At 74.6% G+C, this 20,819-nt stretch carries 21 protein-coding genes; 13 read left to right on the top strand and 8 right to left on the bottom strand.

All coding sequences use genetic code 11. The annotated features are described in order from the left end of the window. Positions 1-451: 451 nt before the first annotated feature. Positions 452-1,231 carry an endonuclease/exonuclease/phosphatase family protein gene (locus tag ACIPEQ_RS09835; RefSeq protein ID WP_402714985.1) on the bottom strand — a complete coding sequence of 260 codons (780 nt, stop codon included), beginning with the start codon at positions 1,229-1,231 and terminating at the stop codon, positions 452-454. 157 nt (positions 1,232-1,388) lie between these two features. Next, entirely contained in the window at positions 1,389-2,780 is a 1,392-nt protein-coding gene (locus ACIPEQ_RS09840; RefSeq protein WP_402714986.1) for an MFS transporter, read from the bottom strand. 145 nt (positions 2,781-2,925) lie between these two features. Here ACIPEQ_RS09840 and ACIPEQ_RS09845 point away from each other — a divergent pair, with 145 nt between their 5' ends. The 5 genes from ACIPEQ_RS09845 to ACIPEQ_RS09865 are packed head-to-tail and all read left to right on the top strand — an operon-like array spanning position 2,926 to position 8,338. Further along, positions 2,926-4,152 (top strand): alanine racemase, encoded by a 1,227-nt coding sequence (locus tag ACIPEQ_RS09845; RefSeq protein WP_402714987.1) that lies wholly within the window; start codon positions 2,926-2,928, stop codon positions 4,150-4,152. Then, a complete protein-coding gene (locus ACIPEQ_RS09850) occupies positions 4,152-5,006 on the top strand; it encodes an IclR family transcriptional regulator (RefSeq protein ID WP_402715253.1) in 855 nt (284 codons plus the stop codon). The genes ACIPEQ_RS09845 and ACIPEQ_RS09850 overlap by 1 nt, the downstream gene beginning before the upstream one ends. Then, on the top strand, positions 5,003-6,025 hold the full coding sequence (locus ACIPEQ_RS09855) for a sugar kinase (RefSeq protein WP_402714988.1): 1,023 nt from the start codon (positions 5,003-5,005) through the stop codon (positions 6,023-6,025). The genes ACIPEQ_RS09850 and ACIPEQ_RS09855 overlap by 4 nt, the downstream gene beginning before the upstream one ends. A 34-nt stretch (positions 6,026-6,059) precedes the next feature. After that, positions 6,060-6,728 (top strand): bifunctional 4-hydroxy-2-oxoglutarate aldolase/2-dehydro-3-deoxy-phosphogluconate aldolase, encoded by a 669-nt coding sequence (locus tag ACIPEQ_RS09860; RefSeq protein ID WP_402714989.1) that lies wholly within the window; start codon positions 6,060-6,062, stop codon positions 6,726-6,728. Further along, on the top strand, positions 6,725-8,338 hold the full coding sequence (locus ACIPEQ_RS09865; protein ID WP_402714990.1) for an amidohydrolase family protein: 1,614 nt from the start codon (positions 6,725-6,727) through the stop codon (positions 8,336-8,338). Before ACIPEQ_RS09860 ends, ACIPEQ_RS09865 begins: the two co-directional genes overlap by 4 nt. A gap of 34 nt (positions 8,339-8,372) precedes the next feature. Here the strand turns inward: ACIPEQ_RS09865 and ACIPEQ_RS09870 are convergent, their stop codons facing one another. Continuing rightward, positions 8,373-8,759 (bottom strand): RidA family protein, encoded by a 387-nt coding sequence (locus ACIPEQ_RS09870; protein WP_126892370.1) that lies wholly within the window; start codon positions 8,757-8,759, stop codon positions 8,373-8,375. A 282-nt stretch (positions 8,760-9,041) separates the two neighbouring features. Here ACIPEQ_RS09870 and ACIPEQ_RS09875 point away from each other — a divergent pair, with 282 nt between their 5' ends. Then, on the top strand, positions 9,042-10,295 hold the full coding sequence (locus tag ACIPEQ_RS09875; protein ID WP_402714991.1) for a hypothetical protein: 1,254 nt from the start codon (positions 9,042-9,044) through the stop codon (positions 10,293-10,295). A 122-nt stretch (positions 10,296-10,417) separates the two neighbouring features. Here ACIPEQ_RS09875 and ACIPEQ_RS09880 read toward each other — a convergent pair whose 3' ends face one another. From ACIPEQ_RS09880 to ACIPEQ_RS09890, 3 genes are all read right to left on the bottom strand, one after another. After that, on the bottom strand, positions 10,418-10,909 hold the full coding sequence (locus ACIPEQ_RS09880; protein WP_250368310.1) for a pyridoxamine 5'-phosphate oxidase family protein: 492 nt from the start codon (positions 10,907-10,909) through the stop codon (positions 10,418-10,420). Between the two features lie 324 nt (positions 10,910-11,233). Continuing rightward, entirely contained in the window at positions 11,234-11,860 is a 627-nt protein-coding gene (locus ACIPEQ_RS09885; protein ID WP_402714992.1) for a hypothetical protein, read from the bottom strand. A 364-nt stretch (positions 11,861-12,224) separates the two neighbouring features. After that, positions 12,225-13,334, bottom strand: a complete 1,110-nt coding sequence (locus tag ACIPEQ_RS09890) for an LLM class flavin-dependent oxidoreductase (protein ID WP_402714993.1) — start codon at positions 13,332-13,334, stop codon at positions 12,225-12,227. 82 nt (positions 13,335-13,416) lie between these two features. Here ACIPEQ_RS09890 and ACIPEQ_RS09895 point away from each other — a divergent pair, with 82 nt between their 5' ends. After that, positions 13,417-14,346, top strand: a complete 930-nt coding sequence (locus ACIPEQ_RS09895; protein ID WP_402714994.1) for an SDR family oxidoreductase — start codon at positions 13,417-13,419, stop codon at positions 14,344-14,346. 82 nt (positions 14,347-14,428) lie between these two features. On the opposite strand, the gene ACIPEQ_RS09900 is transcribed toward ACIPEQ_RS09895, so the two are convergent. Together ACIPEQ_RS09900 and ACIPEQ_RS09905 are read right to left on the bottom strand one after the other, a co-directional pair. Then, the gene (locus ACIPEQ_RS09900; protein WP_402714995.1) at positions 14,429-15,196 is read right to left on the bottom strand and encodes an SGNH/GDSL hydrolase family protein; all 768 of its coding nucleotides are present in this window, start codon (positions 15,194-15,196) and stop codon (positions 14,429-14,431) included. 135 nt (positions 15,197-15,331) lie between these two features. Next, the gene (locus ACIPEQ_RS09905) at positions 15,332-16,120 is read right to left on the bottom strand and encodes an NRDE family protein (RefSeq protein WP_402714996.1); all 789 of its coding nucleotides are present in this window, start codon (positions 16,118-16,120) and stop codon (positions 15,332-15,334) included. 65 nt (positions 16,121-16,185) lie between these two features. Here ACIPEQ_RS09905 and ACIPEQ_RS09910 point away from each other — a divergent pair, with 65 nt between their 5' ends. From ACIPEQ_RS09910 to ACIPEQ_RS09935, 6 genes are all read left to right on the top strand, one after another. Beyond that, positions 16,186-17,487: a bifunctional phosphopantothenoylcysteine decarboxylase/phosphopantothenate synthase gene (locus tag ACIPEQ_RS09910; protein ID WP_402715254.1), complete on the top strand. Its 1,302-nt coding sequence runs from the start codon at positions 16,186-16,188 to the stop codon at positions 17,485-17,487. Positions 17,488-17,532: 45 nt separating this feature from the next. After that, positions 17,533-17,931: a hypothetical protein gene (locus ACIPEQ_RS09915; RefSeq protein WP_402714997.1), complete on the top strand. Its 399-nt coding sequence runs from the start codon at positions 17,533-17,535 to the stop codon at positions 17,929-17,931. Next, positions 17,928-18,725 carry a DUF2071 domain-containing protein gene (locus ACIPEQ_RS09920; RefSeq protein WP_402714998.1) on the top strand — a complete coding sequence of 266 codons (798 nt, stop codon included), beginning with the start codon at positions 17,928-17,930 and terminating at the stop codon, positions 18,723-18,725. The genes ACIPEQ_RS09915 and ACIPEQ_RS09920 overlap by 4 nt, the downstream gene beginning before the upstream one ends. Continuing rightward, complete coding sequence (locus ACIPEQ_RS09925) at positions 18,722-19,168, top strand: DUF1810 domain-containing protein (protein ID WP_402714999.1); 447 nt, start codon at positions 18,722-18,724, stop codon at positions 19,166-19,168. Before ACIPEQ_RS09920 ends, ACIPEQ_RS09925 begins: the two co-directional genes overlap by 4 nt. Before the next feature lie 124 nt (positions 19,169-19,292). Next, positions 19,293-19,955 (top strand): GntR family transcriptional regulator, encoded by a 663-nt coding sequence (locus tag ACIPEQ_RS09930; protein WP_402715000.1) that lies wholly within the window; start codon positions 19,293-19,295, stop codon positions 19,953-19,955. A gap of 165 nt (positions 19,956-20,120) precedes the next feature. Continuing rightward, a complete protein-coding gene (locus ACIPEQ_RS09935) occupies positions 20,121-20,582 on the top strand; it encodes a MarR family transcriptional regulator (protein WP_209824220.1) in 462 nt (153 codons plus the stop codon). Positions 20,583-20,819 lie beyond the last annotated feature (237 nt).

Below are 20,819 nucleotides of genomic sequence, written 5' to 3' on the forward strand. Positions count from 1 at the left end.
CACCCGGGTTGGGGTGGCCGCGGTGGGGTGGGGGGGGTTACACGGCCGCGGGGGGGGTTTTGTGGCGGGGGCTGGGTTCCTGTACCGGCCCCCCCCCCCCCCCCGGGCGGGGGGGGGGGGGGCCGGGGGCCCCCGCGCCTCCCGTCCGTCGTGGGTCCCGTTCCATCGCGCGGGGCCGCGTCGAGCGGGCACAATCCGTCACGCTCGGCACTGCTGACGACCGATCGCACCCGGCCGACGGCCGGGCCGCGGCATGTCTCGCCCGCTCGGCGGACCCGGCGCCCGCGGCTCCGTGCTCGGCAGGACGGTGCACGGCGGGCAGCGAGCGGGCACGATCCGTCACGCTCGATGCTGCCGACGACCGATCGCACCCGGTCGACGGTCGCGTCGCGGCATGTCTCGCCCGCTCGGCTGTCCCGTCGGTCGCGGCGAGCACCGCGGCTCGGCGGCGTCAGGCGGCGGGGGCCTCCGGGACCTCGACCGCCGCGGTCGCGACGCCGGGGTGCTCGTAGTGCGCGCGGACCAGGATCGGGCGGTGGTCGGAGATGCCCGCCGGCAGGGTCTCCACGCCGGCGATGTGCAGCCCGACACTCGTGGCGAAGTCGAAGTGGCCGGTGAACTTGCGGTAGCGCAGGTAGGTCGGCTGGTCCGAGAGCGACAGCGCGAAGCCGTGCTCCTCGATCTTGCGACGCAGGTTCGTCTGGAACCAGGGGTAGTTGAAGTCGCCGACCATGATGGCCGGCGCCTCGTCCGACAGGTCGCGGACGAACTGGTGCGCCGCCTCGATCTGCTTGCGCCGGAGGGAGTTCGTGGCCGTCAGCGGCGAGGCGTGGAACGAGGCCACGATCACCTCGTTGTCTGCCTCGGTGTCGCGGAGCCGCATCGCGATGAGCCGCTCGTGTGCGGGGGCGAGCACCCGGTCGTGCAGGGACTTCTGCAGCGAGTGGATGCTGAAGTCCTGCACCTCGAACCGGTCGTCGCGCTTGTAGATCGCGAGCCCGAGGCGGTTGGCCTTCGTCGACGCGGCGAGCGAGAGTCCGGCGACGTGCGGCGCGAGGTCGTTGCTGTCGCACTCCTGCACGCAGATGACGTCCGCCTGGGACGCCTCTGCCAGGGCGGCGAGCTCGCCGTTGGCGGTGTGCTCGCGGAGGTTGTAGCTGACGACGCGCAGCTCGGTGGGCTGCACGGCGGTGTCGCCTGCGATCGTCCCCTGCTGCTGTGGCCCGGCCATGCTGCCTTCCGTCCTGGGTGTCTCGGTCACCCTGCCGCGGCAACCGTACTCGGCTGTCGCGGACAGTTGCTGTGACCGTAGCGCACCCCGGGTTTCACGCGTGTGACCGTGTCGCGAACGGACAGCGGACGGCCGCCAGCCCCGCCGGCCCCGCCGGTCAGCGCGCCGGTCGCACCGTGTCCCCCGCGGTCCGGCTCATCAGGACGCCCTCGACACAGGCCACCACGAGGAGCACCGCGATCACCCAGAACGCCACGTCGTAGGGCCCGGTCCCACCGAGCCCGGCCGCCGCCCGGATCGCCACGGCCGCCACGGCCACCCCGAAGCCGGCCGCGACCTGCTGCAGCGTGGACGACAGCGTGTTCGCCGGGGTCATGTCGGCCTGCTCGACGTCCGCGAAGGCGATGGTGTTGTACGCCGTGAAGCCGACCGAGCGCGCGGCACCGCTCACCACGAGCAGCACGGCGAGCAGCCAGAACGGGGTGTCCTCGGTGAGGAACACCATCGCGACGACGCTCGCGGCCGCGATCGCGCTCGACACGACGATCACCGGCCGGTAGCCGAACCAGCGGAGGAACGGCGTCGTCATCGGCTTGATGCCGAGGTTGCCGACGAACACCCACAGCACCGCGGACCCGGCGAGCACCGCACTCCAGCCCCAGGCGTCCTGGAAGAGCAGCGGCAGCACGAACGGTACGGCCGACACAGCGAGCCGGAACAGGCTGCCGCCGGCGTGCGAGACGCGGAAGGTCTCGAGCCGGAAGGACTCCAGCCCCATGATCGGGTGCGGTGCCCGGCGGAAGTGCCGGACGGCGAGCCAGCAGCAGACGCCACCGACCACGCCCGACACGACGACCGCGACCAGGGGGATCTCGTCGAGCGCGAGCAGGGAGGCCATCACCACGAGCGAGCCGAGCCCCAGGCACGCGAGCAGTGACCCGCGCCAGTCGAACGGGACGCGCTCGTGTGCACGCTCCTGCGGCACGAGGACCAGCGCGGCGACGAAGGCGACGATCCCGAGCGGGATGTTGACGAGGAAGATCCAGTGCCAGCTGAGGGTGTCGACGAGCACCCCGCCGACGAACGGGGCGATGATCGGTGCCGCGAGTGCGGGCCAGGTGAGGATCGCGATGGCGGTGACGAGCTGCTCCCGCCCGGCGCTGCGCAGCACGACCAGGCGTCCGACGGGCACCATCAGCGCTCCCCCGAGGCCCTGCAGGATCCGCCAGAGCGTGAGTTCGACGAGCCCGGTCGACGCGGCGCACAGCGCGGACGCGACGGTGAAGAGCGCGATCGCCCCGGCAAAGACCGTGCGCGACCCGACACGGTCGGTCAGCCAGCCGCTGACCGGGATGAACACCGCGAGCGTGACGAGGTAGGCGGTGATGGCCACGCCGATCGCGGCGGAGTCGACGCCGAGGTCGCGCCCCATGGCCGGAGCGGCGGTCGCGAGGATCGTGCCGTCCAGGAGCTCCATGAAGAAGGTGCCCGCGACGAGCACGGCCACCGCCGTGCTGCCCCGTCGTCGTGTCGTCGCCGTCGTCGTCATCACCCCGAATGCTATGCCCGCTCGGTCCCGGCACCCGGGCCGGACGTTCTGCAGCGCACAATGAGGACGACGACATCGTTGCCCGCCGGCCCCCGGCACCGGGAACGTTGCCGCAGGACCGGAACGCACCAGCGCAGGAGGACCGATGACGACCACCCCCGCCGCCACCGCACGCACGCCGGGCACCGTCACGACGAAGGGCGCCGCCGACCCCGCCGCGCCGGTCGTCGGGCGCCACGTCCTCGACCACGCGCACCTCCCGGTGATGACGCTCCGCGAGTCCGCCCTCGCCCACAACACCGCCGTCATGCAGTCGTACGTCGACCGCCACGGGCTGCTGCTCGCCCCGCACATGAAGACGCACATGGCCCCGGCACTCGCCGACCGCCAGGTCCGTGCCGGCGCCTGGGGCGTCACCATCGCCTCGGTCCAGCAGGCCATGGTCGCGTGGGAACACGGGGTGCACCGGATCCTCGTCGCCAACGAGGTCCTCGACCCCGCCGGCCTCGCCTGGCTCGTATCCCGTCGGAGCGTCGACCCCGCCGCCGACGTGCTCTGCAACGTCGACTCCGTCGCCGGGGTCACGGCCGCGGCGAGCGCCGCCCGCTCCGTCGACGGCACCGTGCACGTGCTGGTCGAGGTCGGGTTCCCCGGCGGCCGCACCGGTGTCCGCTCGGCGGAACAGGCGCACGAGGTCGCCCGGGCCGCGCACGACGCCGGCCTCGTGCTCCGCGGGGTGACCGGGTACGAGGGCGGTCTGCCCGACGTCGACACCGCACGCGCCTGGGTCGCCGAGGTCCTCGCGATCGCCGGCGACGTGCGTCGTCTCGTCGCCGGCCGCACCCTGCTCAGCATGGGCGGCAGCGCCTGGTTCGACGGGGTGGTCGACGCCGTGCAGGACCGGCCGGACGACGTCGACGTGCTCCTGCGCTCGGGCGCCTACCTCACGCACGACGACGGCTTCTACGCCGAGCGCACGCCGTTCGGCCGCCGCCCCGAGGAGGGCTCGCTCCGTCCGGCGATCGAGGTGTGGGGCCGCGTCACCTCGCGCCCGGAGCCGGGCCGCGCGCTGGTCGCGGTCGGCAAGCGCGACGTGTCGTTCGACGAGGGTCTGCCGGTGGTGCGCGGGATCCGGCAGGGAGGCACGGCCCACGACCCGCAGGTCGTCCCACCACCCGGGGCGGTCACCGTCACCCGCCTCGACGACCAGCACTGCTACCTCGCCCTGACCGACGGCGCACCCGGGCTTACGCCCGGCGACGTCGTCGTGCTCGGCGTCTCGCACCCGTGCACGGTCTTCGACAAGTGGCGGCAGGTCCAGGTGCTCGCCGACGACGACACCGTCACCGAGACGATCGCGACGTGGTTCTGATGCCCGCCGACGACGAGCAGCAGCCGGCTCCGGCAGTGCCCGCGCGGAACGCCGCGCTGTCGCTGCGCCGGGGCCTGTCGCTCCTCGACCACGTGGCCGACCGCACCCGGAACGGCGCCGCGTCGGTGTCGCTCGGCGAGCTCGCGGCGATGCTCGGCACCGCGAAGTCGACGGTGCTGCGCCTGACCGCCCCGATGGTCGAGACGGACCTGCTCCGCCGCACCCCGGACGCCGGGTTCACCCTCGGGCTCGGTGCGCTGCTGCTCGGGCAGAGCTACCTCGAGGGCATCGACCTGCGCTCCGCGGCCGCACCGTTCATGCGACGCACCGCCGAGGCGACCGGGCTGACCTGCCACCTCGTCGTCCCGGACGGCACCGACATCGTCTACGTCGACAAGGTCGAGACCCGCGGCACGGTCCGGATGGGGTCGCGGATCGGGAACCGCCTGCCGATGCGCAACACCGCGTCCGGCAAGGCGATCGTGGCGTTCGGCGACCCGGGGCTCCTCGGCGCGGTGCTCGCCGTGCCCGCGACCGCGATGACCGACCAGTCCATCACCGACGACGGGCGGTGGCGGCAGGAGGTCGAGCGCACCCGTGCCCGCGGCTACGGGATCGACGACCGCGAGAACGAGCCCGGCATCCGCTGCGTCGCCGCGCCCGTGCTCGACCACGCCAACCAGGTCGTCGGCGCGATGAGCATCTCCGGCCTGGCGTCCCGCTTCCCGGCGGCGGCGGTCCGCGAGCTCGGGGACGGTGTCGTCCGGACCGCGCTCGAGATCTCGGTCGCCCTCGGGTCCTCGTCCGCACAGCTCGCCCTGCGTCGCACGGCACAGGGTGGGGCGGCCCGGTGACCGCGCGGGCGGGGGTGCTCACCCTCGGCGAGACGATGCTGCTGCTCGCCGGCCCCGGCATCGGCGAGGTGCGCGACCTCGACCACATGCGCGTCGACACCGGCGGGGCCGAGAGCAACGTCGCGATCGGCCTCGCCCGGGCGGGCGTCCCGGCGACGTGGGTCGGCCGGGTGGGGGCGGACCCCGCGGGCGAACGGGTCCTGCGGGACGTCCGACAGGCCGGCGTCGACGTCGTCGCGACCGTCGACCCGGAGCGGTCGACCGGGCTCATGATGAAGGAGCGGCTGCAGGACGGTCGGACCCGCGTGACCTACCACCGCCGGCACTCCGCGGGCTCGGCGCTCGTGCCCGAGGACGTCCCGGCCGGGCTCGTCGAGCAGTCGGCGCTCGTCCACGTCAGCGGCATCACGCTCGCGCTCTCGGAGTCCGCCCGTCGGACCGTCACCGCGGTGCTCGACCGCGCCGAGGCCGCCGGGGTGCCGGTGTCCTTCGACGTGAACCACCGGCAGAAGCTGCTGGACGCCGCGGTCGCCCGGGAGCACTACCGCGCGGTCGCCGCCCGCGCCGCCGTGGTGTTCGCCGGCGACGACGAGGCCAGGATCCTGCTCGGTGCCCAGGACGGCACCGGAGACGACGGGGACACCCCGCCCACGTCCGACGAGGACCTCGCCCGGGGGGTCGCCGACCTGGCCCGTGGTCGGGCGGTGGTGAAGCTCGGCTCGCGCGGTGCCGTCTCGGTCGTCGACGGGCGGACGACCCGACGCGCGGCGACCCCGGTCCGTGTCGTCGACCCGGTCGGTGCCGGTGACGCGTTCGTGGCGGCCTGGCTCGCGGCGACGCTCACGGGCGCCGACACCGACACCGCGCTCGACCGCGCCGCCGACGCCGGGGCGCTCGCCTGCACGGTCCCGGGTGACTGGCGACTGCCGGGCCCGGGAGCCACGACCCACACCGACACCGACACCGACACCGACACCGACGACCCTGCTGCTGCCGTGCACGACCACGTCGAGCGCTGACCACACCGACCGACCGACCCGAGGAGCCCAGCCCGTGCGCACCCACCACACGTCCACCGGCAGCAGCACGCCGACGCCCGACCACGGCGTCCGGCACCGCGCGGGCCCCGCCGTCGCGATCCTCCGCGGCGGCACCGGCGAACACGTCGAGGCGGTCGTCGACGCCCTGGTCGGCGCCGGTGTGCGGGCGATCGAGCTCACCACGAACACACCGCGCTGGCGGGAGGGCACCGCCTGGACCGCGCGACGGTTCGGTGACGGGGTGTCCGTCGGCGTGGGCACCGTGCTGGAGCCCGAGCAGGTCGACGAGGCGGCCGACCTGGGAGCCTCCTTCGTCGTCAGCCCGCACCTCGACCCGGCGATCGGCGAGCGGGCCCACGAACGCGGCCTCGGGTGGTACCCCGGCGCGGCGACCCCGACCGAGATCGTGCGTGCGTGGCGGCTCGGAGCCCGGGCGGTGAAGGTGTTCCCGGCGGCGCAGCTCGGCGGCCCGGCGTTCCTGCGGCAGGTGCTCGCCCCGCTCGACTTCGTCGACGTCGTGCCGACCGGTGGGATCGGGGTCGACGACGCCCCCGAGTACCTGGCGGCCGGAGCGGTCGCGGTCGGACTCGGCTCCCCCCTGGTCGGCGACGCCCTCAGGACCGGGGACACGGACGCCGTGCGGTCCCGTGGCGAGCGCCTCCTCGCGGGACTCGCCCGGTGACCGCCGACCCGGACGCCGGCGCGCCGGTCCTGCTGCGCGGCGGGTCGGTCGTCGGCCCGGACGGGCTGCACCGTGCCGACGTGCTCGTCGAGGGCGGCCGGATCGCCGCGGTCGGATCGGGACCGTCCGCGCCCGACGACGTCCGCACGGTCGACTGCGGTGGGCGTGCCGTGCTCGCCGGGGCCGTCGACGCGCACTCGCACGCCGGGTCGCGCGTCTTCGACGAGGACGTCCAGCTCGCGCTGCTCCGCCAGGGCGTCACGACGATCGTCACCGGCCAGGACGGCGTCGGCCCGGCCCCGGGCGACGGCACGTGGGCGGGGCGGTACTTCGCGGCGATCGACGGTCCGCACCCCCGGTACCGCGGCGGCGGCATCGCCGGCCTGCTGGCGACGTACGACGGCTCGACGCCCGTGAACGTCGCAACCCTCGTGCCGGCGGGGACGGTCCGGCACGAGGTGCTCGGCGACGAGGACCGCCCCGCGAGCGCCGAGGAGACCGACGCCGTGCGCGCGCTCGTCCGCCGCGGGCTCGCCGAGGGAGCGCTCGGTCTCGCCACCGGGCTCGACTACGTGCCGGGGCTGTACGCCGACACCGCCGAGCTCGCGGCGCTCTGCGCGGAGGTCGCGGCCGTCGACGGGATCTACGTCTCGCACGTCCGCGGCGGCTACGAGGCGAACCTGGGCGAGGGACTCGACGAGGTCGCCGCGATCGTCCGGTCGAGCGGGGTCCGGGCGCACGTTTCACACCTGCACGCCCCCGTCGACACCGCCCTCGGCCTGCTCGACGACCTGGCGGCGGACGGGATCCCCCTGACGTTCGACAGCTACCCGTACTCGCGCGGCTGCACCATCCTGTCGATGCTGCTGCTCCCCGCCGCGCTCGCGCGACCCGGCACCGACGACCTGGCCCGCGCGGTCGCCGACGACGCCGGGCGTCACCGGGTCTTGGCAGCCGTCCTCGAACGGGTCACCGCGCGGCCCGACCTCGGGCCGGGGTGGGCCGACCAGGTCACCCTGTCGCACGTGCCGTCACCCGCGCACCACGACCTGCAGGGCAGGACCCTGACCGACGCGGCCGCCGCCCGACGCACCGAGCCCGTCGAGCTGGCGATCGACCTGCTCGTCGCCTCCGCGCTGCAGGTGACGGCGATCATGCGGGTCCCGCACCCCCGGTCTCCCGCCGACCTCGCACCGCTCGTGCGGCACCCCGGGCACACCGCGGGCTCGGACGGCATCCACGTCGGCACGCACCCGCACCCTCGCGCAGCAGGCACGGTCGCGCGGTACCTCGGCGACTTCGTGCGCGCCGGGCTGCTCTCCTGGTCGGAGGCGCAGCGGCACCTGTCCACCACCGCCGTCGAGCAGCTGCGGCTCGGCGACCGCGGGGTGGTCCGTGCCGGTGCGGTCGCCGACCTCGCGGTGGTCGACCCCGAGCGGGTGTCGGCACGCTCGACCTACGACGACCCGACGGCCACCGCGGTCGGGACGGACGACGTGCTGGTCGCCGGCATCGCGGTGCTCCGAGACGGGCGTCTGACCGGCGCGACCCCGGGCACCGGGATCCGGCGCGCGGGCACGAGCGCACCTCAGGAGGACGGGCCCGCGTGAGGTTCCGCTCAGGGACCGGGACGCCGGCGTCCGGTCAGGAGGCGCTGGGCAGCACCGCGACGACGTCGATCTCGACGAGGATCCCGGCCAGGTGGGACTGCACGGTCGTGCGGACCGGGTACGGCTCCGAGAAGTGCTTCGCGTACTCCTCGTTGAAGGCCGCGAAGTCGCGGTCCGAGTGCTCGAGGTGGACCGTCGACTTCACGACGTCGTCGAGGGTCGCGCCGTGCTCGGCGAGGACGGCGGCCACGTTGGCCAGCACCTGGGCGGTCTGACCGGCGACGTCCTCCGCCGTCTCCCCGGTCGCCGGGTCCTGCGGGCCGAACCCGGCGGTGTACAGGAACCCGTTCGCCACGATGCCCTGGCTGTACGGGCCGGCCGGGGCCGGGGCGTTCTCGGTGACGATGGCGGTCTTCGGCACGGTGGCTCCTCGTGGGTCGTGGGTCGTGGGACTCGGGACGTGACCTGCCCACGACGGTCCGCAGCGAGCGTGCTCGTCCGTCGGGCAGGAGCCCCCAGGCTAGGACCGGCCACGCGACGGTGGCCGAGCACCCGCCGGAGTCGTTCCGGTCTGCAGAACGGGTGACGCGCCTCCCGTCCGGTGCGGTGTGGCCGCGTACCCCCCGTGCCGGAGGGTGCCAGGCGCCGGTCGGTACGATCTGGACGTGCCCACCACGAGCCCTGCGCCCGTCGGAGCGGGCCGGTGAGCCGCACCGACGGCGCCGTCACCGGGACGCTCGCGAACGGTCGACGACGCGTCGTCGACCTGGCGACGAGCCTGCCCGTGTGGGCCGCGGTGCTCGTGGTCTGGGGTGGCGGACGTCTCGTGTCCACAGTCTGGCTGGCGCTCGCCTACCCGCTGATGGCGCGGCAGATGCCGGACAACGCCATCTGGGGGAACGAGCACGGCTTCGGGTCGTTCCTCACCGCCTGGGACGGGCAGTACTACGAGCAGATCTCGGTGCACGGCTACCCGACCGCGTTGCCCCTCGACGCCGCCGGGCACGTCGCCCAGAACGCCTGGGCCTTCCTGCCGGCGTTCCCCTTCGCCATCCGGATGCTCACGGCCTCCACCGGTGTGCCCTTCACGGTGGGGGCACCGCTGGTGGCCCTGGCCGCCGGGCTCGTCGCGACGTTCCTCCTGCACCGACTGGTGAGCGACCGTGCCGGGAACGCGGCGGGCATGTGGGCGGTCTTCTTCTTCACGTGCGGTCCGCTGTCGTTCCTGCTCCAGGTCGGCTACGCGGAGAGCACCTTCCTGGCGCTGACGTTCGGCGCGCTGCTCGCCCTCGAACGCCGCCGCTACGGCCTCCTGACGGTGCTCGGGGTCGTCGCGGCGTTCACCCGTCCCGGAGCGCTCGCACTGCCGCTCCTGCTCGGGGTCGTCGCCCTCGTCCGCTGGCTCCGGGCCAGGCGGGCCGCATCGGGCACGGGCGTGCGGTCCCTCGACGCCTTCCCGGTGGCGGAACGCGTCCGGGTCGTCGTCGCCGGCGTGGTGATGGCCGCGGCAGGGCTGGCGTGGCCGGTCGTCGCCGCGCACGTCACGGGACGGCCGGACGCCTACCTCGAGACCGAGATGTCCTGGTGGGTCAACTTCATCGGACGCGTCGAGTTCACGCCGATGACGCCCTGGTTCCTCATCGCGGGCCGGTGGCTCGGGGTCGGCGGGGTACTCATCGTGGTCTTCCTGCTCGTGGCGTACCCGGTCTGGCTGCTGCGTCGCTCGACCCGTGCGCTCGGCTCCACGACGGTGCTGTACTCCGCCGCGTACGCGCTCTACGTCTTCGCGGTGTCGCTGCCGATGGCGTCGACCCCGCGGCTCCTCATGCCGCTCGCGCCGCTGTTCGGCTCCCCCGAGCTCGTCGCCCGGCCCTGGATGCGCTGGACGTTCGTGAGCTGCGCGCTGCTCGGGCAGCCGGTGCTCGTCGCCGTGCTCTGGCTGCTCGGCCCGCCCTGACCCCGGCGGTACGCTCGCGGCACGCTCGTGGCACGCCCGCGGCACGCAACGTCGGCGGTTCCTCGCAGGGGTCTAGTGCTGCGAGCAACCGCCGACGTTGCGTGTTGCGGAAGGGGGACGGGCTAGAGCTCGACGGTTCCGTGGTGGCCGGTGTCGGGCTGGCTCTGCTTGCCGATCGCGGCCTTGAGCGTCTGCACGAGGCTGCCGACCGGGCCGGTGTCCTGCGTCCAGTACTCGACCGAGTCGCCCTCGACGGTGAGGAGTCGGATGGTCGGGTCCTGCCGGCCGTCCGGGAACCACGCCTCGGCGAACGGGGACCAGAGTTCGTCGATGACGGACTCGTCGCGGGTGACCGTCGCCGTGCCCGCGATCGACAGGTACCCGCCCTGCGACTCGATGGCGACGTTGACGTGCGGGTTCCGCGCGATGTCCTCCACCTTCTCGCTGCCGTCCTGCACCAGGAAGCGCAGGGTCCCGTTGAACGCCTTGTCCTGCACGGCGAGGGGTCGGGCGTGCAGGTTGCCGTCGTCGCTGACGGTGGTGAGCAGGGCGGTTCGGGCGCCGTGGACGATGTCCGAGATGGCTGCGCGGTGGTCTGCCTGCGTGTCGGTCATGATGCTCCTGTTCGTCGTGCGCCCCGTTGTGCTCGACGTCCGGCCGGGCACTGCCCGGGCGCGTTCCGTTCCCGCCAGTGTGCCCCTCGTCGCTGGGACCTGCCCGCGGCGGCACGAGCGGCAGCGGCGTGGTTCAGGCGGCGGGCTCGTCGTGGCGGGCGAGAACGGGCGTACGTGGCGAGAACGGGCGAACCTGGCCTTCCGGGAACAGGAGGTACGCCCGGAACGATCAGGTACCGCGGTCGTCATGGGAAGGAACGGGCACGAGCACACTCCGCCCCACCGCTCAGCGCCGCGCCGCGGCGCGAGCGGCAGCGGCGTGGGTCAGGCGGCGGGCTCGCGGATCGTCGTCTCGACGTCGACGACCTGCGGGACGCGCGGCATCGACGCGAAGCCGAACGCGACGGGCGGGTCGAGCGGGGCCAGGGACCCCAGCGGCTCCCCCGCCCACGACCCCGTGACGGCGGTGACGTCGTGCGCCCCGGTCACGCCGTAGTACTCGCGGCGGCCACCTCCTGCGGTCCCGGCCGTGCCCGCGCCGGGAGCGACCAGTCGTGCGACCGGGTCGATCACGCTGAGCCACCGGGGGTCGCGGGCGATCGGCTTCGGCACGATGCGGAGCACCCGTCCGAGCGGCGAGATGGCTCCGACGTCGATCGAGGCGCGGAGCGGGCCGGCATCGAGCTCGAGCCCACGAGCGGTGCGGCGGGCGCTGATGTCGACCACCGACACCGTGTCGAAGCGGTAGGTGCCGGAGACGTACGCGGCGACGATCTCGTCCGGCGCGAGGAGCACGCTCGTCCCGTCCGGCTGCTCCACGAAGACGTCCGTGAAGGCCCCGAACGGCGACTGCTCCCACATGCCGACGACGAACCGCACGCCGGACGTCGTGCCGACGCCCATTATGCGACCACGGAACCGACGCTCGACGATGTTGGGACGGGGCGACATGCCCTGGACGGTACCCGGCGCCGCCGTGAGCCGACGTGGCGGGGGCGAGACGAGCCTCCCGGCCGGCGGGCGTCGAGCGCCCCCAGCGTGCCCGTCGACACGCGGGCGGGAACGGGGACGGGGCTGCGGCCGGGGCGGAGGCCGGGGACGGGAACGGGAACGGGGACGGGGACGCGAAAGCGACAGACTGCAGCGGAACATCCGCGCACATCTGTCGCTTTCGCGGGACGGACCGACCGGAACGGACCGACCGGACCGGACCGGACCGACCGGAACGGACCGACCGGACCGACCGGACCGGACCGGACCGACCGGACGAACGGGCCGAACGGAACGGACCGGACCGTCCCGGGGACGCGTCCGCCTACGGCACCGGCACCGGCTCGGCGAGCAGCTCGCGCACCCGCGGTGCGACGCGCGTGCCGTAGAGCTCGATCGACCGCATCATGTCCGCGTGCGGCAGGCGACCCGTGGCGTAGCGCATGTCGAAGCGCGAGACGCCGAGGATCCGCATGTTGCGCGCGATCTTCCGTGCCACCGTCTCCGGCGACCCGACGTACAGCGACCCGCCGGCGGACAGGCCGGCCTGGTACTGGGCGGTGTCGAGGGGCGGCCAGCCGCGCTCGCGGCCCAGGCGGTCGGTGACGGCCTTGTGGTACGGCCAGTAGCGCTCGGCGGCCTCCTCGTCGGTCTCGGCGACGAAGCCGGGCGAGTGCATCGCGATGGGCTGCTGCGGGAGCTCGAGCTGCGTGAGCGCCTGCCGGTACAGCCGCGAGAACGGGGCGAACTGGGCGGGCTGCCCGCCGATGATCGCGAGGAACAGCGGCAGGCCGTACGAGGCCGCACGGATGACCGACTGCGGCGAGCCACCGACGCCGATCCAGGTGGGGATGGGGCCGTGCTCGAGCTTCGGGAAGACGTCCTGGTCGACGAGCGCCGCGCGCTTCGTGCCCGACCAGGTGACGGCGTCCCCGCCGCGCAGGGCGTTCCAGAGCTGCAGCTTCTCCTCGAAGAGGACCTCGTAGTCGGACAGGTCGTAGCCGAACAGCGGGAAGGACTCGGTGAAGGAGCCGCGGCCGAGGATCACCTCGGCGCGACCGTCGGACAGCGCGTCGACGGTGGCGAAGCGCTCGTACACGCGGACCGGGTCGTCCGACGACAGCACGGTGACGGCGGAGCCCATGCGGATCGACGAGGTGCGGGCGGCGATGGCGGCGAGGACGACCTCGGGGGCGCTGACGACGAAGTCCTCGCGGTGGTGCTCCCCGACGCCGATGAAGTCGATGCCGACCTGGTCCGCGAGCACGGCCTGGTCGACGACGTTGCGGATGCTCTGCGCGTCGGACTGCAGCGAGCCGTCGGCGAGTTCGGTGGCGTCACCGAAGGTGTCGAGGCCGAGCTGCACCGGACCGATGCGCTCGGGTGCGGGCGGCGGGACGTCCGAGGGACGGCCGGTGCCGAATGCGTTGCTCATGTGCGCCTCCTGGTCGATGCGTTTGCATCAATCTACCACGGCGCGCAGGAGTCGGCCAGCCCCCGCGCGTACGGTCCCGCGCATGGCGAACATCCCCGACCAGACCGGCCGTCGCATCGTCGTGACCGGCGCGAACAGCGGCACGGGCAAGGAGACCGCGAAGCGCCTCGCCGGTGCCGGAGCGAGCGTCGTGCTCGCCGTCCGCACCACCGCGAAGGGCGAGGACGCCGCGACCGAGATCCGACGGGAGCACCCGGGCGCCGACCTCGAGGTGCGCGAGCTCGACCTCGCCGACCTCGGCAGCGTCCGCCGGTTCGCCGCGGGCATCGCCGACGACGGTCGCCCCCTGCACGTGCTGGTGAACAACGCCGGCGTGATGGCCCCGCCCGAGCGCTTCGAGACCGCGGACGGCTTCGAGCTGCAGTTCGGCACGAACTTCCTGGGGCACCTGGCGCTCACGAACCTGCTGCTGCCGACGTTGCTCGACACAGCCTCGGGCAGCGACGACCCACGGCCCCCGCGCGTCGCGACGATGTCGAGCCTCGCGGCGATCCCGGGCAGCATCCGCTTCGCCGACCTGCAGTGGGAGCACGGCTACAACGGCTGGCGCGCGTACGCCCAGTCGAAGCTCGCCGACCTGCTGCTCGCCCTGCACCTGCACCGCCTGTCCGTCGAGCGGGACTGGCCGCTCGTCAGCACCGCGGCGCACCCCGGGTACACGCGGACGAACCTGCAGTCCACCGGACGCTCGCTCGGCCGCGACCGACCGGTGCGCGCGAGCGACCGCGCGCTCCCCTTCACCCAGGCGGTCGAGCAGGGGGCGGAACCGCTCCTGTACGCGGCCGTCGGGCCGGCCGCGGTGGGTGGCGCGTACTACGGGCCGTCCGGGTTCGGTGGCCTGACCGGACCGACCACGACCGTCTCGGTGCCGCGGTCCGCCCGGAGTTCGGACCTCGCCCGGTCGCTCTGGACGGTCGCCGAGGACCTCACCGACACGCGCGCGCCCGCCTGACCGACGGCACGGTAAGGTCGCCGGCACCGGCACCGGCACGGGCACCGGCCTGGAGCCCCCCCCGCCCTGCGCCCCGCCGGCGTCAGAACCGCAGGTGGTCCCGCGCGAACGCGTCGATCACCCCCGCCTCGAGGGCACGCTGCCCTCGGGCGGTCGGGTGCACGTCGTCGGACTGCATCCACTCCGGGTGCCCGGCCAGCGGCTGCCCGATGTCGACGTAGGTGCCCCCGTCGCGCCCGATCGCCCGCTGCAGCGCGTGCGAGATCGTCGCGAGCTGCGTCGGCGGGTCCTGCTCGTTCCAGACCGCGCTCAGGCCCACCACCCGGGCCCCGGGCAGGTCGCGGTGCACCAGGGCCACGAGCTGGTCGGTGGCGCTCGTCACCTGGGCGTCGTCCTCGCCCAGGTCGTTCGAGCTCGCCTGCACGAACACGACCCGGGGTCGCAGGTCGACCGCGCGCTTCACGAGCCCCGGGTACGCGCTGGCGCACTCGTCCTGGTCCCCCGTCGCGACGACACCGGCGCCGTCGCACGACAGGTTCGTCAGCTGCCACCGTTCGGTCCGGGCCAGGAGCGCCGGCCAGGCCTGCTCCGGGGTCAGCCCGTGCCCCCCGCTCACCGAGTCGCCGATCACGACGATCCGCTCTCCCGGGGCGTGGTCCCAGGCACGGCCGGTCGTGCTCGGCGACGGCGTGGCGGCGCGCGAGGAGTCCTCGCTGCACCCGACGAGGGCGAGCGCGGTGAGGGCGGCGAGGGCCGTCGCGAGGACGGTTCGACCGCGGTGGCGGCGGAGCACTGCGGGAGCGCCGTCGACCGCGTGGGTGCGCGGGGACGGCCGGGTGGTCGGGGTCACGACGGGGACCGTACGCCGCCGGACCACGACCGGACCGCCCGGAGCGCTGCTGCTCCTCACAGCATCGAGGGACGCCGGGCCGGATCGGGTGTGGCCGACGCCGGGGTGGGTGAGCCGCAGTGGCAGCGCCGTCCCTCAGGCCCGGTGCAGCTCGACCGTCCCGTCGAGGCGCCCGGGGTGGGCGAGCCGCGCGTGCTGCAGCACCGTCCGACCGGGTGCGACCGCGGCGGCGACGACCGACAGCGTCGCGACGTGCCCGTCCGGTTCGACCGCGTCGCGGAGGATCGCGTCCGGGTGGTCGGCCGGCAGCGCGGCGGACTCCGCGAGCACGCCGAACCACCCGCTCCACCCGTCGCCGGCGTCCTCGCCGTGGTCGGCCGTCCGGAGTTCGTCGACGGGGCCGAGGACGGGCGGACCCACCGGTGCCGGAGCGGCGCGGAAGGCCTCGAGCCACCGACCGATCCGCGGCGCGGCGGGGTCGTCCGGCGCGCCGTGGGTGACCATGTGCACACCCGGCCCGAGCTCGGTCGTCCGGACCGCCGTACCGTCCCACGCGTCGACGGCGACGCCCTCGGCCGTGGCCCGCACCAGGTTGAACGCGCGGGTGGTCGGGAGCGGGCCGTCGGGTCCCGGCGCCGCACCGGTCAGGGCGTCGAGCGGCAGCACCCCGCGGGTGGTCCACGTCCCGTCCTCGCTCGGCACGGGCTCGGCGCGGTTCAGCACGACCGCGAGTCCCGCCGCGTCCGAGGCGGCGAGCCAGGCACCGCCGGCGGAGCGGTCACGGACGCCGCGGACGGTCGGGTCGAGGTCGGGCCACCAGGCGGCGGGCGGGTCCCAGGGGCGCTCGGGCGACTCGTCACGGAGCGCCAGCACGGTGACGGGCCACTCGGCGGCGGGGTCGACGCGGACGACGACGGTGCACATGGGCTCGATCCTCGCACGGCGCTCCGGGTAGCGTGACCGGGGTGGATGCTGCAGCAGGTCGCCGTCTGTCCGTCGTCGTCGGGATCACCGGGGGCATCGCCGCGTACAAGGCCGTGGGGGTCGTCCGCGACCTCGTCAAGCGCGGCCACGACGTGCACGTCGTCCCGACCGAGGGCGCGCTCCGCTTCGTCGGGCTGCCGACGCTCGAGGCCCTGAGCCGGAACCCCGTCACGACGAGCGTCTGGGACGACGTCGCCGAGGTGCGTCACGTGGCGCTCGGCCGTCGGGCGGACCTGGTGGTCGTGGCGCCGGCGACCGCCGACTCCCTGGCGCGCATGGCGCACGGCCTGGCCGGGGACCTGCTCGGGACGACCCTGCTCGCGACCGAGGCACCCGTGGTGGTCGCCCCCGCGATGCACCCGCAGATGTGGGAGCACCCGGCGACGCGGGCGAACGTCCGGACGCTCCGGGACCGCGGGGTGCACTTCGTCGGCCCGGTGGTCGGTGCGCTGACCGGCGACGACGCCGGGATCGGTCGGATGGCGGAGCCCGAGGACATCACGGCCGCGGCGCTGGCGGTGCTCGACCGTCCGTCGGAGGCGGGCCGACGGGACCACGGCGGGGCGGGCCTCCCGGCCGGTGTCGCGGCAGGTGGTGGTGCCGGTGCCGTCGCGACGGGCGCGCGGGGCGACCAGGGCGACCTCGCCGGGGTGCGTGTCGTCGTGAGCGCCGGCGGGACGCGCGAGCCGTTCGACCCGGTGCGCTTCGTCGGCAACCGGTCCAGCGGACGCCAGGGCGTCGCGATCGCCGCCGACGCCGTCCGACGCGGCGCGGCGGTCACGCTCGTCGCCGCGAACGTGGGCGCCGGGCTCACCGCGGGGCTCGCGGCCACGGTGGTGCCGGTCGGATCGGCCCGGGAACTCGCCGACGCCGTGCACGCCGCAGCCGTCGACGCGGACGTGGTGGTGATGACCGCCGCGGTCGCCGACTACCGACCGGCCGAGGTCCGTCCCGACAAGCTGAAGAAGGACGACCAGGGCGACACCATGACGCTCGAGCTCGTCCGCAACCCGGACGTGCTCGCCGACCTCGTGCGGGCGCGCCGGACCGGGCAGATCGTCGTCGGGTTCGCGGCGGAGACCGAACCCGACCGCGAGGCCCGGATCGCCCTCGGTCGCGCCAAGATCGCCCGGAAGCCGGCCGACCTGCTCGTCGTGAACCACGTCGGGTGGGACGCCGGCTTCGAGCGCGAGGAGAACGCGATCGAGGTGCTCGTGCCCGGCGGCGAGGTCGTGCGGGAGACCTCGGGCAGCAAGGCCGACGTCGCCTCGGCGGTGCTCGACCTCGTCGCGACCGCGCTGACCTGAGCGACACCCGGTACCCGCACGGCCGCTGACGTGCACGATGGTGCCATGCGACGACGCGAGCGCGCCCGACGCGCGACCCGGACGGCCACCCTGCTCGCCGTGCTCCTCGGCGGAGCCGGTGTCACCCACTTCCTGCGGCCGCGCGGCTACGACCGGATCGTGCCGGAGGGACTCCCGCCGCGCCTGACCACGGTCGTGTCCGGCGTGGCCGAGCTCGGCATCGCCGTCGGGCTCGCCGTGCCGGCCACCCGTCGGGCGTCCGGGTGGGCGGCGGCGGCGCTGTTCACGGCGGTCTTCCCCGCGAACGTGAAGATGGCCGCCGACCTGCTCGACAGCCCGCGCGCCGGTCGCGTCGCACGACTGGTCGGCGTCCTGCGGTTGCCGCTGCAGGCCCCGCTCGTCGCCTGGGCCCTGCGCGTGGGCCGACACGCGCCGCGACGGTGACCGACCCGGTCCCGCAGCGGGCGGCCGCCCCGCTCGTGCACCGCCCGGTCGCCGTGCACGCCTGGGAGGACATCGTCGTCGCGCACTGGCGGCGGGACCCGGCGTCGCTGGCCCGACTCGTCCCGCGCGGCACCCGCCCCGACGTGGTCGACGGCAGCGCCTGGGTCGGCCTGACCGCCTACGTGTTCCGCGAGACGGCGGTCCCGCCCTTCCCGCCCTCGCGCCGGCTCGGCTCGATGACCGAGGTCACGATCGAGATCCCGACCGTCGACACGGCGGGGCGCCACGGCATCGTCTACCGGACGGTGGACACCGGCCACGTGCCCGCGATCGTCGCCGCGAACACGCTGCTCGGCGTGCCGTACACGTTCTCCCACGTCCGGGCGACCCGTCGCGGGGACACCCTCGACCACCGGTCCGTCCGGCACCCGGCTCGTGCGGCGCACCCGGTGGGGTGGGCGCGCGACCTCCTCCGGGGGCGCGACCAGCGTCCGCCACGACCCCGCCCGCGACACGACGCGCTGGTCCGGGTCACCGCGGGCGAGGTCGTGGAGACACCGCTCGCCGCCGCGCTGACCACACGGGCGGGGATCCATGCGCGGCACCTGGCGCAGACGCTGTTCTGGCAGCGCCAGCACGCGCCGCTGACCGTGCGCGCCGCCCGGCTCGAGCGCCTCGAGGGGGATCTCCCGGACGCGGTGGGCCTGCCCGGGCTGTTCGACCGGGAACCCGACTCGCTGCTCGTCGTCGACGCCACGACGGTGCGCTACGCGTGGGGCGAGGTCGTGCGGTGAGCGGGGACCAGTCCGACCACGACCCGTACGACCTCGGCCGCTTCGTGCGCGCGCAGGAGGGTGTGCACGAGCAGGCACTCGCAGAGCTCGCGTCCGGCCGGAAGCGGTCGCACTGGATGTGGTTCGTGTTCCCGCAGCTCGCCGGGCTCGGGCGCAGTGCGACGGCGCAGCGGTACGCGGTCGAGGGGCTCGCCGAGGCCCGGGCGTTCCTGGCGCACCCCGTGCTCGGGCCCCGGCTGCTCGAGGCCTCCCGGGCCGCGGCCGCCGCACCCGCACGGAGCGCGGACGACCTGTTCGGCGGGATCGACGCGATGAAGGCCCGCTCGTCGATGACGTTGTTCGCCAGGGCCGCGGCGGACCCGGCCCCGTTCCGCGCCGTGCTCGACCGGTGGTTCGACGGGACCGAGGACCCCCTGACCGTGCGGCTCCTCGACGAGCCGTGAGCACGTCGGGTCAGGACCCGACGACGCGTGACGGACGACCGCTCACATATCAGGTACGGTGATCACGCGCCGACACCGACCGGTCCGGCGCCCCACACCGTCCACCGAGAACGAGGACACCCGCATGCCGGTCCCCAGCAGCGCACCCACCGAGCACCAGCTGCTCCGCGACACCGTCCGCCACAAGATCCACGCCGCGATCATGGACGGCACGCTCGTGCCCGGCGAGCGTCTGAACGACGACGAGCTCATCGCGTGGCTGGGTGTCTCCCGCACCCCGATCCGTGAGGCCCTCAGCCAGCTCGCCCGCGCCGGCCTGATCGAGATGGCGCCGAACCGGTACACCCGGGTCACCACGCCGAAGGCCGAGGAGGTCGTCGAGGCGATGCAGACCCTCGGCGTGCTGTTCGGCGGGGTCGTCCGCCTGGCCGTCCCCCGGCTCACGGCGTCGACACGGAAGAAGATCCTGGCGCAGCTCGACCGGACGATCGCCGAGCTCGACGCCCACGACGTCCCGGCCGTCAACCGCGACGCCCTCTCCGTCTTCGGGCTCTACGTCGACGCCTGCGGCAACGAGAACCTGCAGCGGGTGTGCCGCGACACCACGGACGGGCTGGCCTTCCGTCTGCGTCTGCCGAACCTCGACGAGCTCATCGACTGGGACCAGCTGACCGCCGACTTCCGGCGGCTGCGCGACGCGACCGAGAGCGGCGACAACGTGGCGGCCGAGCTCGCCACCGAGGCGATCCACCTGCTCCCGGGCGAGAAGCAGCACCGCCAGGGCTGAACGGCCCTGTCAGTCCGTACAGGAACGCCCGTCCCGGATGCCGGGGCGGGCGTTCCGCACCCGGCACCGGGCTCCCGCGGGGCGCTCGGTCACAGCCGTGCGCGCACCGGTAGCATCGCTCCGACCACGGTCGAACCGCCTCGACCCGACGACCCTGGAGCCCGCATGAGCCACCGCCAGCCGGACCGCACCGAGATCGCCGCGCGCCTCGCCGCGGCGGTCGGGCGCATCAACCGCCGCGCCCGCACCGACTCGGCCTCGCTGGGCTACGGTCTCGTCTCCGCGCTCGCCACCATCCAGACCGAGGGACCCCTGCGCCCGGGCGACCTGTCGCGGATCGAGGTGGTCACGAAGCCGACCATGACGCGCATCCTGACCGAGCTCGAACAGCGCGGGTTCATCGAGCGCGAGGCGGACCCCCGCGACGGTCGAGCCTTCATGGTGTCGGCCACGCCGGCCGGCATCGCCGCCGTCGAACGGGCCCGCGCGGACCGCACGGGCATCGTCGCCGAGCTCATCGCGGCGCTCCCGGCCGAGGACGTCGACTCGATCGCCGCAGCCCTTGCGGCCCTCGAGCGCATCGGGCAGGGCGAACGCACCCAGGAAGCTCCCACCTCCGAGCGCTGACACGGTCGCACCAGGGTCGTTATCCAACCGTTACACGGGGGTGGACGGACGGTTCTGCCAGTGCCCCTGGACGCGGTGTCCAGGCTGACACGTCATCGTGACGGCTTCGCCCGAGCAGGCGGCCACCCGGCCGCCCGGCGGCGGACGGACGGGCCCCACACCACCGTCCGGTCCTCCCCCGGCTCGCGGCTCCCCCACGACGGCCGTGCACGCTCCCCCACCCTCGCGTGTCCGCTC

Origin of the sequence: Curtobacterium sp. NPDC087080 (assembly GCF_044745105.1) — a bacterium.
Lineage (GTDB): Bacteria > Actinomycetota > Actinomycetes > Actinomycetales > Microbacteriaceae > Curtobacterium.

Coding starts and splice junctions, on each gene's coding strand:
- ACIPEQ_RS09835 (WP_402714985.1), bottom strand. CDS start 1,231: ATGGCCGGGCCACAGCAGCAGGGGACGATCGCAGGCGACACCGCCGTG.
- ACIPEQ_RS09840 (WP_402714986.1), bottom strand. CDS start 2,780: ATGACGACGACGGCGACGACACGACGACGGGGCAGCACGGCGGTGGCC.
- ACIPEQ_RS09845 (WP_402714987.1), top strand. CDS start 2,926: ATGACGACCACCCCCGCCGCCACCGCACGCACGCCGGGCACCGTCACG.
- ACIPEQ_RS09850 (WP_402715253.1), top strand. CDS start 4,152: ATGCCCGCCGACGACGAGCAGCAGCCGGCTCCGGCAGTGCCCGCGCGG.
- ACIPEQ_RS09880 (WP_250368310.1), bottom strand. CDS start 10,909: ATGACCGACACGCAGGCAGACCACCGCGCAGCCATCTCGGACATCGTC.
- ACIPEQ_RS09885 (WP_402714992.1), bottom strand. CDS start 11,860: ATGTCGCCCCGTCCCAACATCGTCGAGCGTCGGTTCCGTGGTCGCATA.
- ACIPEQ_RS09890 (WP_402714993.1), bottom strand. CDS start 13,334: ATGAGCAACGCATTCGGCACCGGCCGTCCCTCGGACGTCCCGCCGCCC.
- ACIPEQ_RS09895 (WP_402714994.1), top strand. CDS start 13,417: ATGGCGAACATCCCCGACCAGACCGGCCGTCGCATCGTCGTGACCGGC.
- ACIPEQ_RS09905 (WP_402714996.1), bottom strand. CDS start 16,120: ATGTGCACCGTCGTCGTCCGCGTCGACCCCGCCGCCGAGTGGCCCGTC.
- ACIPEQ_RS09915 (WP_402714997.1), top strand. CDS start 17,533: ATGCGACGACGCGAGCGCGCCCGACGCGCGACCCGGACGGCCACCCTG.
- ACIPEQ_RS09930 (WP_402715000.1), top strand. CDS start 19,293: ATGCCGGTCCCCAGCAGCGCACCCACCGAGCACCAGCTGCTCCGCGAC.
- ACIPEQ_RS09935 (WP_209824220.1), top strand. CDS start 20,121: ATGAGCCACCGCCAGCCGGACCGCACCGAGATCGCCGCGCGCCTCGCC.